This window comes from Flavobacteriaceae bacterium HL-DH10, assembly GCA_031826515.1.
GTDB lineage: Bacteria > Bacteroidota > Bacteroidia > Flavobacteriales > Flavobacteriaceae > Thalassobellus > Thalassobellus suaedae.
In genome coordinates, this window is record CP134536.1 from 1,828,266 (window position 1) to 1,844,944 (window position 16,679).

At 31.3% G+C, this 16,679-nt stretch carries 14 protein-coding genes and 1 tRNA gene; 9 read left to right on the forward strand and 6 right to left on the reverse strand.

All coding sequences use genetic code 11. The features are described from left to right. Positions 1–216: 216 nt before the first annotated feature. The 5 genes from RHP49_07990 to RHP49_08010 all read right to left on the reverse strand — a co-directional run bounded on the left by RHP49_07990 (position 217) and on the right by RHP49_08010 (position 3,262). Positions 217–1,140: a carbon-nitrogen hydrolase family protein gene (locus RHP49_07990; GenBank protein WNH14182.1), complete on the reverse strand. Its 924-nt coding sequence runs from the start codon at positions 1,138–1,140 to the stop codon at positions 217–219. 160 nt (positions 1,141–1,300) lie between these two features. Next, a complete protein-coding gene (locus RHP49_07995) occupies positions 1,301–1,861 on the reverse strand; it encodes a DUF2004 domain-containing protein (protein ID WNH14183.1) in 561 nt (186 codons plus the stop codon). A gap of 195 nt (positions 1,862–2,056) precedes the next feature. Further along, positions 2,057–2,491, reverse strand: a complete 435-nt coding sequence (locus RHP49_08000; protein ID WNH14184.1) for a hypothetical protein — start codon at positions 2,489–2,491, stop codon at positions 2,057–2,059. 145 nt (positions 2,492–2,636) lie between these two features. Next, the gene (locus tag RHP49_08005) at positions 2,637–2,897 is read right to left on the reverse strand and encodes a tyrosine-type recombinase/integrase (protein WNH14399.1); all 261 of its coding nucleotides are present in this window, start codon (positions 2,895–2,897) and stop codon (positions 2,637–2,639) included. A gap of 285 nt (positions 2,898–3,182) precedes the next feature. Then, positions 3,183–3,262: transfer RNA gene (locus RHP49_08010), tRNA-Leu, on the reverse strand. A gap of 145 nt (positions 3,263–3,407) precedes the next feature. On the opposite strand from RHP49_08010, the gene RHP49_08015 reads away from it, so the two are divergent. From RHP49_08015 to pth, 3 genes are all read left to right on the forward strand, one after another. Continuing rightward, positions 3,408–4,349 carry a ribose-phosphate pyrophosphokinase gene (locus RHP49_08015; protein ID WNH14185.1) on the forward strand — a complete coding sequence of 314 codons (942 nt, stop codon included), beginning with the start codon at positions 3,408–3,410 and terminating at the stop codon, positions 4,347–4,349. 85 nt (positions 4,350–4,434) lie between these two features. Continuing rightward, positions 4,435–5,058, forward strand: coding sequence for a 50S ribosomal protein L25/general stress protein Ctc (locus tag RHP49_08020; protein WNH14186.1), 624 nt, complete (start codon positions 4,435–4,437; stop codon positions 5,056–5,058). A gap of 80 nt (positions 5,059–5,138) precedes the next feature. Further along, positions 5,139–5,762, forward strand: coding sequence for an aminoacyl-tRNA hydrolase (gene pth / locus RHP49_08025; protein ID WNH14187.1), 624 nt, complete (start codon positions 5,139–5,141; stop codon positions 5,760–5,762). Positions 5,763–5,773: 11 nt separating this feature from the next. Here the strand turns inward: pth and RHP49_08030 are convergent, their stop codons facing one another. Continuing rightward, positions 5,774–9,226: a GEVED domain-containing protein gene (locus RHP49_08030; protein ID WNH14188.1), complete on the reverse strand. Its 3,453-nt coding sequence runs from the start codon at positions 9,224–9,226 to the stop codon at positions 5,774–5,776. 83 nt (positions 9,227–9,309) lie between these two features. On the opposite strand from RHP49_08030, the gene RHP49_08035 reads away from it, so the two are divergent. The 6 genes from RHP49_08035 to mgtE all read left to right on the forward strand — a co-directional run bounded on the left by RHP49_08035 (position 9,310) and on the right by mgtE (position 16,616). Continuing rightward, entirely contained in the window at positions 9,310–10,245 is a 936-nt protein-coding gene (locus RHP49_08035) for a bifunctional riboflavin kinase/FAD synthetase (protein ID WNH14189.1), read from the forward strand. Between the two features lie 133 nt (positions 10,246–10,378). Beyond that, entirely contained in the window at positions 10,379–11,650 is a 1,272-nt protein-coding gene (gene serS / locus RHP49_08040; GenBank protein WNH14190.1) for a serine--tRNA ligase, read from the forward strand. 560 nt (positions 11,651–12,210) lie between these two features. Beyond that, positions 12,211–13,995, forward strand: a complete 1,785-nt coding sequence (locus RHP49_08045) for a tetratricopeptide repeat protein (protein WNH14191.1) — start codon at positions 12,211–12,213, stop codon at positions 13,993–13,995. Between the two features lie 37 nt (positions 13,996–14,032). After that, positions 14,033–14,356 carry a DUF4286 family protein gene (locus tag RHP49_08050; protein WNH14192.1) on the forward strand — a complete coding sequence of 108 codons (324 nt, stop codon included), beginning with the start codon at positions 14,033–14,035 and terminating at the stop codon, positions 14,354–14,356. A gap of 70 nt (positions 14,357–14,426) precedes the next feature. Then, positions 14,427–15,221, forward strand: a complete 795-nt coding sequence (gene rsmA, locus RHP49_08055; protein WNH14193.1) for a 16S rRNA (adenine(1518)-N(6)/adenine(1519)-N(6))-dimethyltransferase RsmA — start codon at positions 14,427–14,429, stop codon at positions 15,219–15,221. Between the two features lie 21 nt (positions 15,222–15,242). Beyond that, a complete protein-coding gene (gene mgtE, locus RHP49_08060; protein ID WNH14194.1) occupies positions 15,243–16,616 on the forward strand; it encodes a magnesium transporter in 1,374 nt (457 codons plus the stop codon). The last annotated feature ends 63 nt before the right edge of the window (positions 16,617–16,679 follow it).

The window sequence follows — 16,679 nt, forward strand, 5'->3', positions numbered from 1 at the left end:
TAAGAGTGTTGATATATTAGCCACAACGGTCTCGGCTATGGTTAGTACGGGAATTAAAAGTAGTAAACTTTTGATTAAGCACTTAGCCAAAACTTTTTATTTTGTTTTATCTTTTTTATTCTAAAGCCAAATCAAAAAGATTTGGCGGACTTTGTTAAGAGCTCTAAACTTTGGGTTAAGCACCAAAACCCGTATTAATTATAGCCATTGTTGTAGCTAGTTTTTATTTGGCTGATTTATATTAAAATTAAAAACATCAGGTCTTGAGTAATGTCCAACGACATCAAACATTCGTTTTGCTTTAATAATGTCTTGAAGATTAATATCTGCATATAATATTCCTTCTTTCGCTTCTAGTGGTCCAGCGATAATTTTCCCGTTTGGTGCGATTATAGAACTATTACCAACATTAATCCATTCTCTTCCTTCAGGGTAAAGTTTTTTAAATTCATACTCATCAGGAATGTCATCCATTTTTAAAGCCATACAAGTGCTTATTACAAACAATCCTCCTTCCCTTGCAACATGCTGCATAGTTTGAATCCAGTTGGGACTTTTATCCCAAGTAGGTGAAACTAATATTTGAGTACCAAATTCGTAGATAGCATTTCTTGCTAATGGCATAAAGTTTTCCCAGCAAATCAATCCTGCTATTTTACCAACTGAAGTATCATAAGAACATAAGGTACTACCATCTCCTTGAGACCATATAAGACGTTCTCCGCCTGTTGGCATTAACTTTCTATGTTTACCTAGAATTAATCCTTTGTCGTCTATAAAAAGTAAGCTATTAAATAAACTTGCATTACTGGTTTCAGTATTACGTTCATGCATTCCAATAACAACATTAACCCCAACTGTTTTAGCCGCTTTACAAAGTTTTTTCGTAGAATCATCAGGTACAGAAACAGCATTTTCAACAAGTTTCAAGTAAAGGTCATTTAAATCAGCTCCTTTACTATTTGGAATAAGCCATACCCAATCTGGATAACCAGAAATAAAAGCCTCTGGGAAAACGATTAAGTTAGCGCCGTTTTCACCGGCCTCTAAAATCGCTTCACAGGCCTTTTTAACCGTTTTTTCTTTGTTTAAGAAAACAGGTGAAAGTTGTGCAGCAGCTACTTTTATATTTTTTGTCATCTCGTTTATTTTTTAATTAGCTACAACGGTTGGTATAAGAATAGTGCGGTTTTGTGTCCGAGGATTTTCCGTAGGAAAATCAGAGTGACCAAAAGGGCACTAACTTTAGATTTTGTACTAAAATACGCATTATTTTTATACGATGTTAGCTGTAGTCTTTTTAACTTTCCCAGGTTATATAGTCCAAAGTTCCATCTTGATTAATGTTTACGACTAGCAGTTGGTTACAAGGCTCTCCATCGATGTCAATTGAATAGTCAAATGTTGCGAAATAAGAAGCTTGTGGATAAATACCAACTCTTATTAAGTTTAGTTTTTCCATTAGCTGACTATTCCTTGATTTTTTTCGATTACTTATGTCAATTATATCAGATAATTCGTCTTCGTTAAGTTCGTCAAGATAGAAATTCAGGTAATCCGATGTCATACTTACGTCTTGCTTAAAGTCCGATTTTATATAATTGCGATTTTGTTTGTTGAACTCAGGTATTCTACTCACGAATTCAAGTATTTGACTTAGTTCAGATTGATTTGTAGAACCAGTCTCGAAATTTAAATCCAGATTGATTTTTCTATTTCCCAATATTAAAGTCCAATCGTAATAATCTTCAAGTTTATCCGAATCAATTTTCTTTAAATCTGGTTTTTCCAAAACTTGAATTTCTTCGTTGTCATTTTTAAGCACTTCTTTATCTCTTTTGAAAAAATCAAATATTCCCATTTGCGAATTTTTTGATCAGATTACAGCTAACGTTGATGTATATGGAAAGTTGCGTGTTTGCGTGCGAGGATTTTCCGAAGGAAAATCAGAAGCTAGCAAATGAGCAACTAACATTGGTTTAGCTAAAACTAGAAATTTTTTATATACTTTGTTGGCAACAGTATTTTTTAGTAAAAAACAACTAGTTAAATTATTTTAATCCTCTTTTAAATTTCCTGTTTCATCATAATATTCAGGATTTTCTGCTATCCGACCACTTTTATAGTTATAAATGCTTTTGACTTTTTTAGTAATATTATCATAGTACCAAATAGACTTTCCTTGTAATGTGTCATTTATATAATTACTTTCATATTTAATATTCCCTGATTTATAATAGCCAATTTCTATTCCGGATTTTAAAGTATCTATTAGTTTAAATCGTTTATATATATTGTCTAAAGAGTCAGAAATAGTAACATGTTCGATATTCGCAGAGTCTTTGTGATTTTCAATTAGCATTTTTTCTCCATCATAGTTTAAAACTACGCTTTCATAATCGTTATCTGGACTTTTTTTTGAAATACAACTAAATAGTATAAAAAAAGAAAGTACTAGTATATGTAGATTAGGATTTAAATATTTTTTCATTTAGTCTACTTTATTCATGATAAGGACATATTGTTGCCAACAATGGTATAACAAACATTATGTTTGTTATACTGCCAATTTAAGATATATATAACATATGTTCAATATATCTTTTATATATACTGGTAAAAATATAATTAATTACTTACAAATCCAAGGGGTTTGTAATAGAATCAAAACTACTTTTAGCAACATGAGTATATATTTCTGTTGTTTTGGTAGAGCTATAGCCAAGAAGTAATTTAATGTGCCTTAAATTAGTACTAGCCTCTAATAAATGAGTAGCAAAACTATGTCTTAAAGGTGTGTTGTGGTGGTGCTCACCCCTGCAAATTATTAAGATTCTTTTTGTTGTGTTTTTTAAGTGCGATTTTACTAGTTGTTTGACTGTTGGCGCACTTTTAATATACTACTGAAGGATTGTAGTGTGGTGTGCACCCTTGTAATTGTTAAAGATAAATTTCTATTCAAATTAACGCCAACTCTTGAAAATTTAATAGATATTTTATTGCTTTTAAGATCAAATGCTAGGAAGTATGCAAAACTTTCATCTTTATAATCAGGAATAGAATAGTCGGTATGTTTTTACGTTATTACTTCAATAATTAAAAAATTTCGGCAAAATTTCGGCAAAACAATAAAATAAAAAACCATAAAACGTTGTTTTTTAACGAATTACGGTTTTTAAAAGTACTCAAGGCGGGAATCGAACCCGCACTCCGAAGAATCGGATTTTGAATCCGACGTGTCTACCAATTCCACCACTTGAGCCAATTTGGATAGCAAAAATATATATTTTTTCGTTATTAAACATAAAAATACTGTGCAATATACTTTTTAGGTTAAAATAAATGTATAAATTTGCACCTCGTTTAAAATAAGGTACTGTTTAGTGCTATAAAACAACAAGTTAACTATGCCAATTGTAATAACCGAAGCTAAAATTTTTGCATGTACACAGAGTAAAGCGCTAGGTAAAAAAATTGCTAAGGCTTTTGGTGCCGAATTAGGAAACGTAATAACTTCAACTTATAGTGATGGTGAATTTCAACCATCTTATGAAGAATCTATTCGTGGTACTCGTATTTTTATTATTGGATCTACAAATCCAGGACCAGAAAATTTAATGGAAATGTTGTTAATGATTGATGCGGCAAAACGAGCTTCAGCAAGGCATATAACAGCAGTATTACCTTATTTTGGATGGGCAAGGCAGGATAGAAAAGATAAACCAAGAGTGCCTATTGCAGCAAAATTAGTCGCTAAAATGTTGGAAGCTGCTGGTGCAACTCGCATTATTACCATGGATTTACATGCAGACCAAATACAAGGATTTTTTGAAAAACCTGTAGATCATTTATTTGCTTCTACTATTTTTCTTCCGTATTTAAGAAGCTTAAATCTTCCAAATTTAACGATTGCTTCTCCAGATATGGGAGGGTCAAAAAGAGCGTACGCATATTCTAAAGCATTAATGAGTGATGTCGTAATTTGTTATAAGCAGCGAGAAAAGGCTAATATTATTTCTCACATGGAGCTTATTGGTAATGTAGAAGGAAAGAATGTGGTATTAGTAGACGACATGGTAGATACGGCAGGTACATTAACAAAAGCAGCCGATTTAATGATGGAACGAGGTGCCTTAAGCGTAAGAGCTATATGTACACATCCAATATTATCGGGGAAAGCTTATGATAATTTAAACAATTCAAAATTAGAAGAATTAATAGTAACAGACTCTATACCCGTTAAGCCTTTAAGTGATAAAATTAGAGTTTTAAGTTGTGCAGATTTATTTGCGGAGGTTATGGATAAAGTACACAACAATCAATCTATTAGTTCGAAATTTGTAATGTAAGTGTCTTTCTTATGTCTTTAAAAAGGACATAAATAAAGACTATTAAATAAGAATAATTATTAATTAAATTTATATATAAACAAAGATGAAATCAATTACAATCAACGGATCTCAAAGAGAAAGCGTAGGCAAAAAAGCAACAAAAGCCTTACGTAATGCTGGTCAGGTTCCTTGCGTATTATACGGAGGAGATAAGCCAGTTCATTTTTCAACAACTGAATTAGCATTCTCTAAATTGGTGTACACACCAAATGCACATACAGTTGTAATTAATTTAGAAAGTGGTGAAACTTTTAATGCTGTACTTCAAGATATTCAATTTCACCCTGTAACAGATAAAATTTTACACGTAGATTTTTATCAATTATTTGAAGATAAAGAAATTGCATTAAACATTCCTGTTAATTTAATAGGAAATTCAAGAGGTGTTAAAAATGGTGGTGTTTTAAGAAGACCATACCGTAAATTACGTATTAAAGCACTTCCAGTAAATTTACCAGATTTTATTGAAGTAGATATTACTCCATTAAAAATTGGTGATAAAGTTTCAGTAGGACAATTAGCAAACGAGAAGTATACTATTTTGCACCCTGATAGTTCAGTTGTATGTGCAGTTAGAACTTCTAGAACTGCAGTAGCTGATGATGATGAAGATGAAGACGAAGTAGAAGGAGCAGAAACTCCAGCAGCAGAGGCAGCTCAAGAATAGTTATTATTCTTAAATTTATAAAAAAAGCATTCTGGGTTTATTCAGAATGCTTTTTTATTTTTACAAAAAAGTAAAAGTTTATGTTTCGGTTTTTAATCAGTTTATTTAAGAAAAAAAATCAGAAAGAAGAAGATTACATGAAAAAGTATTTAATTGTTGGTTTAGGTAATATTGGAGAAAAGTATGCCAATACACGTCATAACATAGGATTTAAAATATTAGATTATTTCGCAAAAGAGGAAGACTTAACTTTTGAAACACAAAAACTTGGAGACGTAACAACATATAAACTTAAAGGAAGAACCTTTGTATTTTTAAAACCTAATACCTATATGAATTTAAGTGGTAAAGCGGTTTTGTACTGGTTAACTAAAGAAAAAATTCCTTTAGAAAACATGCTTGTAATTACTGATGATTTAAACTTACCTTTTGGAAGTATTAGAGTTAAAATAAAAGGAAGTGATGGCGGTCATAACGGTTTAAAAGATATTCAAGAAAAGCTAAATACCACAAAATACAATCGTTTTAGATTTGGAATAAGTGATGCTTTTAGTAAAGGAAAACAAATTGATTATGTTTTAGGTGAATGGACAGAAGAAGAAAATAAAATCTTAAATGAGCGCTTAGATAAATCAGTAGCTCTTATAAAATCTTTTGCTCTAGCTGGTGTAAATAATACGATGAATTCCTTTAATGGTAAATAATAATCGCTTGGTTATTTTATAATAATTTTTTTAGTAGATCTTTTTAAACCATCATCTGCAATTAAAAAATATAAGCCAGATTGTAAACTGTTTAATTCAATGTCCTCACTGAAATCACCCCCTTCTTCAAAATATTTTTCATATATAAAATGCCCTCTAGAATCAAATATCTTGACATTGATATTACGGTTTAATGCGGTGTTTAATTGAATTGTAAATTTACCATCATTAGGATTTGGAAAAATAATAAAATTTTCGAACCCATTTGTTTCAATAGATTCAGTAGGAGTAATATTAAGTGTGTAATCTTCAACTTCACCATCAACTATAGTTTGAGAAGGTGTATGTAGTTCTGTGTTTACATATTTAGTAGAAACCCTCATAATAGTATTTCCTAAGACAGCATCAATAGGGATTGTAATTGAGAGAGGAGAATTGGCTGTTGCTCCATCTGTAACATTGGTAGTAGAACCTAAATCATAGACTTCAGAATCATCAAAGCTAGCATTTTGATTCCAATCAATCCAAACTCTTGTTCCTGCTTCAAAATTGCCCTTTGTATTTATGTTTACATTTAAAGGATAAGAAGAATTCCTATTAACAGTAGTAGAAATAAACGACGTATAATCACTATATTCTGAGGGTCTTTCTGAGATATTATCAATCGTATTAAATTGTACTAATGTTGTGCTTGCTTCATTGTTCCCTGTAATATTAAGTGTGTAATCTTCAACTTCACCATCAAAGCCATTTTCACAAGAGGTAACAATACCGTCATCTTTATATTTAGTAGAAATTCTCATAATGGTATTTCCAATACTAGCAGATATAGGTACTGTTATAGATAAAGAAGATGCACTTGTAGGTCCATTTGACACACCAGTAGCATCACCTAAATTATAAGTTTCTCCAGGGTCATCAAAACTACAATTTTGGTTCCAGTCTATCCATACTTTGGTATTCGTAGTATATTGTTCATCTACAGCTATACCAGAATCGGTATTAACATTTATTGTTAAATCATAAGAGTTATTTCTATTTAAAATAGTAGAAATATTAGTATAATTACTATAACCAGATGGTTTGCCAGAGGCATTATTAATGGTGTTAAATGATACCAATGTTGTACTTGTTGCATAATCAATATTTCCTTCTGAATGGCATTGAGAGTTATAAAAAGGAAGATTTACTATTTTGTTTTTTGTTATAGAAGCAGACGTTCCAGTAATTGTAATAGGATAATCTTCTTGAGCAATATTTGTTAAATTGCTAATAGTCATTGTTACAGCGCCAGAAGTATTTAAACTAGAAGGTGTAAATGTAACAGATGAATTACTAGGGATTCCTGAAGCACTAAAAACCGTATTTTCAGAAAAACCATTAGCAACTACAAAATCAAAATGAAATGTAGCCGAAGTTTCAGCACAAGCGATAGGATCTAAAGTTTCTTCAACTATAAAAAAGTCTGGATTATTTGAAATAGAAAAATTGAAATTCGATACGTCATAAAAGATATTATCTGCAGCTTCAATTAGTATTCTGGCATTTGTGGTGTCTGTAATAGCTGGAACGGTGTAACTAAAAACACCATCATTTGGGGTGTTAGTAGCAATAGATGTTGGAAATGTTAATCCGCCATCTGTAGATAATTTAATGTTTACATTCTGACAATTTATAGTGCCATTAGTAGTTTGTCCAACTTCCCACTCTATAGTTTGAGTAGAGCCTTGAGACCAAGACACAGGGTTTTTTATTGTAAAAGGAATCGCATCTTCAACAAAAATCTGCATTCTATCAAAACTCGTTTGTCCTCCTGTAGCTGCAGCTGTTGCTCTATCTCTAACAGTTAACGCCCAGTTTAAAGTTCTGGACACACCTGAAACTGTTTCCCAATCGCTTCCTAAAGTAGGGTTGGTTTGTGTTGTATTACCTTCTAAAACACTGCTAAATTTAGGAATATATCTTTCTGAAGAGCTAGAAGGTGGTAGCGAACGATTCATGGAACCAGAGGTTACATCTGGACCAAAATTTAAATAATTAACAACACCGCTATCAATTTGTTCCCAACAATAAGTTAAATTATCACTTCCATCAACATCAGTTGCAGCACCTTTTAAAATATATGCTGTGCCTTTTGGAATATAATAATCATTTCCTGCATCTGCAATAGGTGGGTTATTAGAAATCACTTCTGGTGTTTGGCAACTTTTACCACTTAAATTATCTAATATTTGTTTTATGCTATGATAATGAAAATAATCATCGCTATGTAATTCTACATTATTTAAACCTTCTATTCCAGCATATGCCATAATAGTTGTTCCACTACCAGGTTCAGAATTTACGCCAGTTCCTTCATCTTCATATGCATAAGTATGATTTGCTCCCATTTGGTGACCAATTTCATGTACAACAAAATCGAGGTCAAACGTATCACCTTCAGGAATACCATCTGCAGGAGAAGTAAATCCACTTCCTTTAACACCATCATTACAAACGCAACCTATACATCCAGCATTTCCACCACTACCAGTAGCTCCAAATAAATGTCCAATATCATAAGTGTCTTCTCCAATTACAGTGGTTAAGGTGTTTTGGAGTTCAGAACTCCAAGCGCCATCAGTCCCGGTACTTGCATCAGAATAAGGATCTGTACTAGCTTTTGTATATATAAGTTGGGTGGCATTTACAAGTTCGAAAGTAACAGCCATATCTGTTTCAAATACTTCATTTACTCTGCTTAATGTCGCATTAATTGCAGCTAATGCATCAGTAATAGAATCACTTACATAATGATAAGCGGTGTATTCAGCAGTAGTTGAAATAGCAATTTTAAATTTTTGCAAGGTTTGGTTGTTTGCACCACCTTCATTAAGTTTAATTTTAGCTGTACTACTGTTTTTATTAAATGTTTTATTTAGTGCATCTAGTGTTTTGCATTCAAAGGTATTTGCAATCTTGTTTTTATCCTGTTTACTATATAAAATATATTGGTTAGAGTTTTTAGAAACAGGTTGCATGAAAACGGTTGGCTCATCAGCATAAGTAATCATGGTTTGTACACCATTAGGAGATACACTCATACGTAATCGTGCTCCTGTGTTATTTGGGTTAACACCAACATACGATTTTATATTAGGGTATTTAGCAGCAAGTTCTGGAGAAAACACAGAAGCTTCATAAATTTTAAAAGTTTCAAATCCTCCATTTTTTCCAGGAATACTTATTAACGATGTGGTTTTTTTATTTTTTTTACTTCTTAAACTCACTGAAGACAACCTTTGTTTAAGAGAAAGCATATCTAGTTTAAATAAAAGCATTTTATCTTTATTTAAATTTAATGCAGATATTTTTTTAGAATCTTTAGTGTTTTCTATTTTTTCCCAAGAAGAATTTTGACTAAATGCCGAAAAAGCAATCAAAAATATGGTAGTTGCTAAAACATAATGTAGTTTTGCTTTCATAAAATACTATTTGGGGTAATTTCATTAGTCATTGCCAACAAATTTAGTTTATTTTTAATTAAAATGGCAAATTAGTGCTTTTTATGAGTGAGGTTAAAAACATTGAAGCGTATACATCTAAAGAACCTACTGTTGTTACCATTGGCACTTTTGATGGCGTACATATAGGGCATCAAAAAATAATTAAACACTTGATTAATACAGGGAAAAAGGAAGGTTTAAAATCTGTAATTCTTACTTTTTTTCCTCATCCCCGTATGGTTCTGCAAAAAGATTCAAATATTAAATTAATAAATACTATTGATGAGCGAAGCCAAATTTTAAAAGATTTAGGGTTAGATTATTTACTTATTAAAAAATTTACTAAAGATTTTTCAAGACTTTCTGCTGAAGATTTTGTAAAAGATTTATTAGTTGATAAGTTACATGCTAAGAAAGTAATTATAGGTTATGATCATAGATTTGGAAGAAATAGAAATGCAGATATTAATGATTTAAAAACCTTTGGAAACCTTTATGGTTTTGATGTTGAAGAAATTTCAGTACAAGATATAGATGATGTAGCTGTAAGTTCCACAAAAATTAGAAATGCTTTAAGCGAAGGAAACATTGTAAAAGCAAATAGTTTTTTGGGGTATCATTTTATGTTAACTGGTATAGTTGTAAAAGGGAAAGCCTTAGGTAGACAAATAGATTATCCTACAGCCAATATTTTAATAGAAGAAAACTATAAGTTAATACCAAAACAAGGGGCTTATATTGTGCGTTCAGTAATTGATGGTGTATTAATTTATGGCATGATGAATATAGGTGTAAACCCAACTGTCAATGGGGAAAAAGAAACTGTTGAAGTTCATTTTTTAAATTACAATAGCGATATTTATGGTAAAAAAATTCAAATAGATTTATTAGACCGTATTCGTGATGAGGTGAAATTTGAATCGGTTGAAGCTTTAAAAAATCAGTTAACAAAAGATAAAGAAACAACATTACATTATATTGCAAAACATCTTGGTTAATGAGATGTATTTTAAAAAACCTGATTAAATAAAATCATGTAATAAGGTTCATTATTTTTTTTAGAAGTTAGTTTCAAAATAATTCATTACTATCTCCGCAATTCCCTAAATTTGTCGCTTAAATTTTAAACAAATGTTACAAGTACCTTTTATTAGAGAGAACAAAGATTTGGTGATTACTCAATTGGCAAAAAGAAACATTGATGCTTCGAGTATGATTGATGCTGTTATTAATTTAGATGAAGACCGTAAGCGTATTCAAACAGCATTAGATAATACGTTGGCCGAATCTAATGCGTTGTCCAAAGAAATAGGGAATTTGTACAAATCTGGTGAAACTCAAAAGGCTAATCTTTTAAAAGAAAAAACAAGTCAGTTAAAAGAATCATCAAAAGAACTTACCGATGAACTTGGTAATAAAGTTAATGAGTTAAACGAATTACTTTATAAAATACCAAATGTTCCAAATGCCATTGTACCTCCTGGAAATTCTGAAGAAGATAATGAAGAAGTTTTTAAAGAAGGTGACATTCCTGTCTTGCACGAAGGTGCATTACCACATTGGGAATTAGCAAAAAAATATGACATTATAGATTTTGAACTTGGTAACAAAATCACAGGTGCTGGGTTTCCTGTTTATAAAGGTAAAGGAGCTAGATTACAACGTGCCTTAATTGCTTATTTTTTAGATAAAAATACGGCTGCAGGGTACACCGAATATCAATTACCGCATTTGGTAAACGAAGCATCAGGTTTTGGTACTGGGCAATTACCAGATAAAGAAGGACAAATGTATCATGTTACTGGAGATAATTTATATTTAATACCAACTGCCGAAGTACCAGGTACTAATATTTTTAGAGATACATTGCTTAACGAAAGCGATTTACCTATTGGTATTACAGGGTATACGCCATGTTTTCGTCGTGAGGCAGGAAGCTATGGTGCACACGTAAGAGGTTTAAACAGATTGCATCAATTTGATAAAGTTGAAATTATTCGTGTTGAACATCCAAGTAAATCTTATGAAGCTTTAGATGGTATGATTGCTCACGTAAAAAACATTTTGCAAGAATTAAAATTACCATACAGGATTTTACGATTATGTGGAGGCGATACCTCTTTTGCATCGGCTTTAACATACGATTTTGAAGTGTTTTCAACAGCTCAAGACCGTTGGTTAGAAATTTCATCGATATCAAACTTTGAAACTTTCCAAGCTAATCGTTTAAAGCTTCGTTTTAAAAATAGTGAAGGTAAAAACGAACTAGCGCATACACTAAACGGAAGCTCTTTAGCATTACCACGAGTACTTGCTGGGATTTTAGAAAATTATCAAACTAAAGACGGGATTATTATTCCTGAAGTCTTACAGCCTTATACTGGTTTTAGTATTATTGATTAAAAAAACCACATTACATAAAAAAGAAAGTAAAAACCTGCAATTTAGCAGGTTTTTACTTTTTAATATCGATTAAGTGTAAAATAATCAAGTTATTTAGTGATTTTAGGTAGATTTCTTTTGCGTTTTGGGATTTATTTTAGTATTTAGCTTAACCAAACCTAGCAAACTTAACCAAACCTAGCAAACTTAACCTATCATGAAAAATATTAAACGCCTCATACTTTTACTTGCATTGATTTTTTTCGCAAATAAGGTTTTGTTTTCAGATTTCGAAATTTCTAAATCCGAAAATAAAGCAGTAGTAGTTGTAAGTAAATAGATAGTTACTTTATTAAAATTATACCTTAATACTTAGTGTTAAGGACGTACTTATAATGGAAGTTTTTAATGAAAAAATTAAAGATTGTCCCCAATCATGTACGACATTGTTTTTTTAATTAACGGTTAGTTAAGTTTAAATAGGACACTTATTTTGGTTGGTTATGCCCGAATTTTATTCGGGCATTTTTTTTATAATAATATTTACAATATCTAAAAATCACAATTGTTATATTTACAACATGAGATTTCCTATTCTTTTTATTGTATTCTTTTTAACAAGTACTTTTGTGTTTGCTCAAGCAGATGATATGCTTGCTAAAGATTATTTTAAAAATGGTGATTATGAAAAGGCATTGTATGAATATAAAAATCTATATAAAAAATCACCTTCTAGTATTACTTATATAAACCAAATAGTTAGTGCTTATCAACAGTTAGAGCAATACAAAGAGGCTGAAATATTTTTGTTAAAACTAATAGAACGCGTTAAATATCCTGCTTTTATGGTTGAATTGGGATATAATTATCAACTTCAAAATGATATAGAAAACGCTACCATATATTATAATAAAGCGCTTGCTAGTATAGATGATAGACCAAGTAATGTGTTTTCTGTAGTTAAAAGTTTTCAAAGTCACACGCTTTTAAACGAAGCCATAGTTTCTTATGAAAAAGCAATGTTGTTAAAACCCGACTATAATTTTAATTTACAATTAGCACAGTTATATGGAGAGCAAGGGAACATTGAAAAAATGTTTACAAGTTATATTGATTTTGCAGAAAAAACCCCTTCTTTATTAAGAAACATAAAACTTAAGATTAATAATTTTATAAGTGAAGATGCTACGAGTGAAAATAATATTTTGTTCCGAAAAATTGTACTTAAAAAAAATCAGCAAGAGCCTAATTTACTTTGGAATGATTTATTAAGTTGGTTATTTATTCAGCAAAAAGATTTTAAAAAAGCCTTCATTCAAGAAAAAGCCATTTTTAATAGACAACCTGAAAGTTTAAGTAATATTGAAGACTTAGCCGACATAGCATCTAGTGAAAATGATAATGAAACTGCTAAGGAAATTTATACATTTATAATAGAAAAAGCCCAAGATCAAGACACCCTATTACATGCTCATTATAAATTATTACAATTAGAAACAGAAGAAGTAGTAAAAGAAAATTATAACGATATTAAGGCTACATATCTAGCGTTGTTTGATGAATTCGGTACTTTTTCACAAACGTTGAACCTTCAAATTTCATATGCGCACTTTTTAGCGTTTTATATGAATGAAACAGTTAACGCAACATCTTTTTTAGAAAAAACCTTAGAGTTGCCTTTAACCGAATTAGAAAAAGCAGCCGTTAAGCTAGAATTGGGAGACATTTTAGTATTACAAGAAAAATTCAATCAAGCTTTAATTTATTACACACAAATTCAACGTAATTTAAAAAACAGTACCATTTCGCAAGAAGCACGATACAAAGTTGCTAAAGCTAGTTATTACAAAGGCGATTTTAAATGGGCAGAATCTCAGCTTAAAATTTTAAAAGCATCTACATCTCAACTTATAGCCAATGATGCGCTCGAGTTAAAATTACTTATTACAGATAATAAATATGAAGACTCACTGCAAACAGCTCTAAAATTATATGCTAAAGCCGATTTATTAGCATTTCAAAATAGAAATGAAGAAGCTATTAATATATTAGACAAAATTTTAATTGAGCATAAAACAGAACCTATTATAGCACAAGCTTTATACAAACAAGGTCAGTTGTTTGAAAGTAAAAAGCAATTTGAAAAAGCTGCTACAAACTACGAATCTATTATAGAAAATTACAGAGATGGTATTTTAATAGACGATGCACTTTATAAATTGGCAGAACTTTATACAAATCATTTAGAGCAGCCAGAAAAAGCAAAAGCACTATACGAGCAAATTATTTTTAATCATGCCGATAGTATTTACTTTGTAGACGCTAGAAAACGATTCAGAGCTTTACGCGGCGATGCTATAAATTAGACCATTAAACGATTTAACGAAAAGCAATTAAATACACATGTATATATACAACGTAACATCAAACATAGACGAATCTATTCATGAGGAATGGTTAACTTGGATAAAAGAACATATTCCGAAAGTATTAGCAACAGGCAAATTTGATAAAGCAACTTTAACTAAGGTTTTGGTTGAAGAAGATATGGGCGGCGTTACTTACTCGGTGCAATACCGTTCATATTCTCGCGAAGCTTTAGATGCCTATTATAGAGAAGATGCCGATAAATTAAGAGATGAAGGCATGAAAAAATTTGCCGATAAAATGTTGGCTTTCAGGACAGAGCTTCAAATTATTGATGAGTATACGGTAAACTTTAAATAGTTTTGTCATTCCTGCGAAGGCAGGAATCCATATATATACCTTACTTTTGTTTTTTTAAACACCATAATTCGTGGCAAATAACCCAAACCAGCACCAAGTAAAAGCAAAGAAGCATTTAGGTCAGCATTTTTTAAATGATGAATCTGTTGCGCAACAAATTGCAGATACACTAACTTTAAAAAATTATAAAAATATTTTAGAGATTGGTCCAGGAATGGGTGTTCTTACTAAGTATTTACTTAAAAAAGACATTACAACTTATGTTATTGAAATAGATACCGAATCGGTAGAATATTTACAAGCGAACTACTTAAATCTGGCGCCTAGAATTATAGAAAAGGATTTTTTAAAATTCGATTTAAACGAAGTTTTTAAACAAGAACCTTTTGCAATTATTGGAAATTTCCCATATAATATCTCAACACAAATTGTTTTTAAAACTTTAGAAATGCGCGACCAAATTCCAGAGTTTTCTGGGATGTTTCAAAAAGAGGTAGCACAACGTATTTGCTCTAAAGAAGGCAGTAAAGTATATGGTATTTTATCGGTATTAGTTCAGGCATTTTATGACGCTGAATATTTATTTACGGTACCACCAAATGTTTTTAATCCGCCACCAAAAGTAGAATCAGGTGTTTTAAGACTCACAAGAAAAGAAGGTTTCACATTGCCTTGTGATGAAAAGTTGTTTTTTAAGGTCGTTAAAACAGCATTTCAACAACGACGAAAAACAATTCGTAACAGTTTAAAAACATTGAATTTAAGCGATAGTTTAAGAGAAGATAGTATCTTTGGAAAACGTCCAGAACAATTAAGTGTTCAACAATTTATAGAACTTACAACGTTAATTGAAAACGACGCTTAGAATTTTTTAAAATTTTTCCATTTGTTAGAAGAAAACGAAAACATACAATTTCAATTAACGGATGAACTTATAGAACAAGTTGAGTTACTTATCGAAAACCAAAACGATAAAGAACTTCACCAGTTATTAGATGAGTTTCACCATGCCGATATTGCCGAAATTTTAGATGAATTAAATCTAGAAGAGGCTATGTATATTATTAAGCTTCTAGATTCTGAAACGACTGCCGAAATTTTAATGGAACTCGATGAAGATAATCGAGAAAAAGTTTTAAGAAATCTATCATCAAAAGAAATAGCAGAAGAAGTTGAGGAGTTAGACACCGATGATGCTGCCGATATTATTGCAGAATTATCAGAAGAACGTCAACAAGAAGTTATTTCTCATATTGAAGATGAAGAGCATAAAGAAGAAATTAGAGAACTTCTTGCTTATGATGAAGATACAGCGGGTGGTCTTATGGCAAAAGAACTTGTTAAAGTGTATGATACCTGGACAGTTGCTGGATGCCTTCGCCGCATAAGAGGGCAAGCCGAGGAAGTTACCAGAGTACACTCTGTATATGTTGTAAATAAACAAGAAAAACTTGTTGGAAGGCTTTCCTTAAAAGATCTTATAGTTGCAAAAAACGAACAAAAAATAGCCGATATTTATATTTCTAGTGTCGATTATGTTAACGAACATGATGAAGCCGAAGATGTTGCCAGAGTCATGCAGAAATACGATTTAGAAGCCATTCCTGTAGTAGATGATAATCATAAACTTTTAGGTCGTATCACTATCGATGACATTGTAGATGTCATGAAGGAAGAAGCCGAAAAAGATTATCAATTAGCAGCAGGTATTACTAGCGACGTTGAGGCAGATGATAGTATTTGGGAACTCACAAAAGCACGTTTGCCTTGGTTATTAATAGGCATGTTTGGAGGGTTAGGTGCAGCAAGTATAATAAATGGGTTTAGCGATGCTATGTTAAGGTATCCAGCATTAATGTTGTTTGTACCATTAATACAGGCTACCGCTGGTAATGTAGGCGTACAGTCTTCTGCTATCGTCGTACAAGGACTAGCAAATAATTCCATTGATGGAAAAATTTTAAGTAGATTATTCAAAGAGTTTTTATTAGGCTTAGTAAATGGTGTGGCTATAGCTGCCATTGTATTACTTATTAGTCATTTTGTTTTTGGTACAACCTATAAAGAATCTTTAACCATTTGTATAGCACTTATAGCAGTTATTATAATGGCCGCATTAATAGGAACATTTATACCCATTTTTTTAGATAAAAAAGGTATTGATCCTGCCGTAGCAACGGGACCTTTTATTACCACAAGTAATGATGTTTTCGGAATTCTTATTTATTTTTTAATAGCTAAATTAATTATAGGGTTTTAATTTTTTGGCGTTACCACAAGGGTCGCGCTTTCCGTTATATCTTTTTAAAAATGCTCTAGTAAT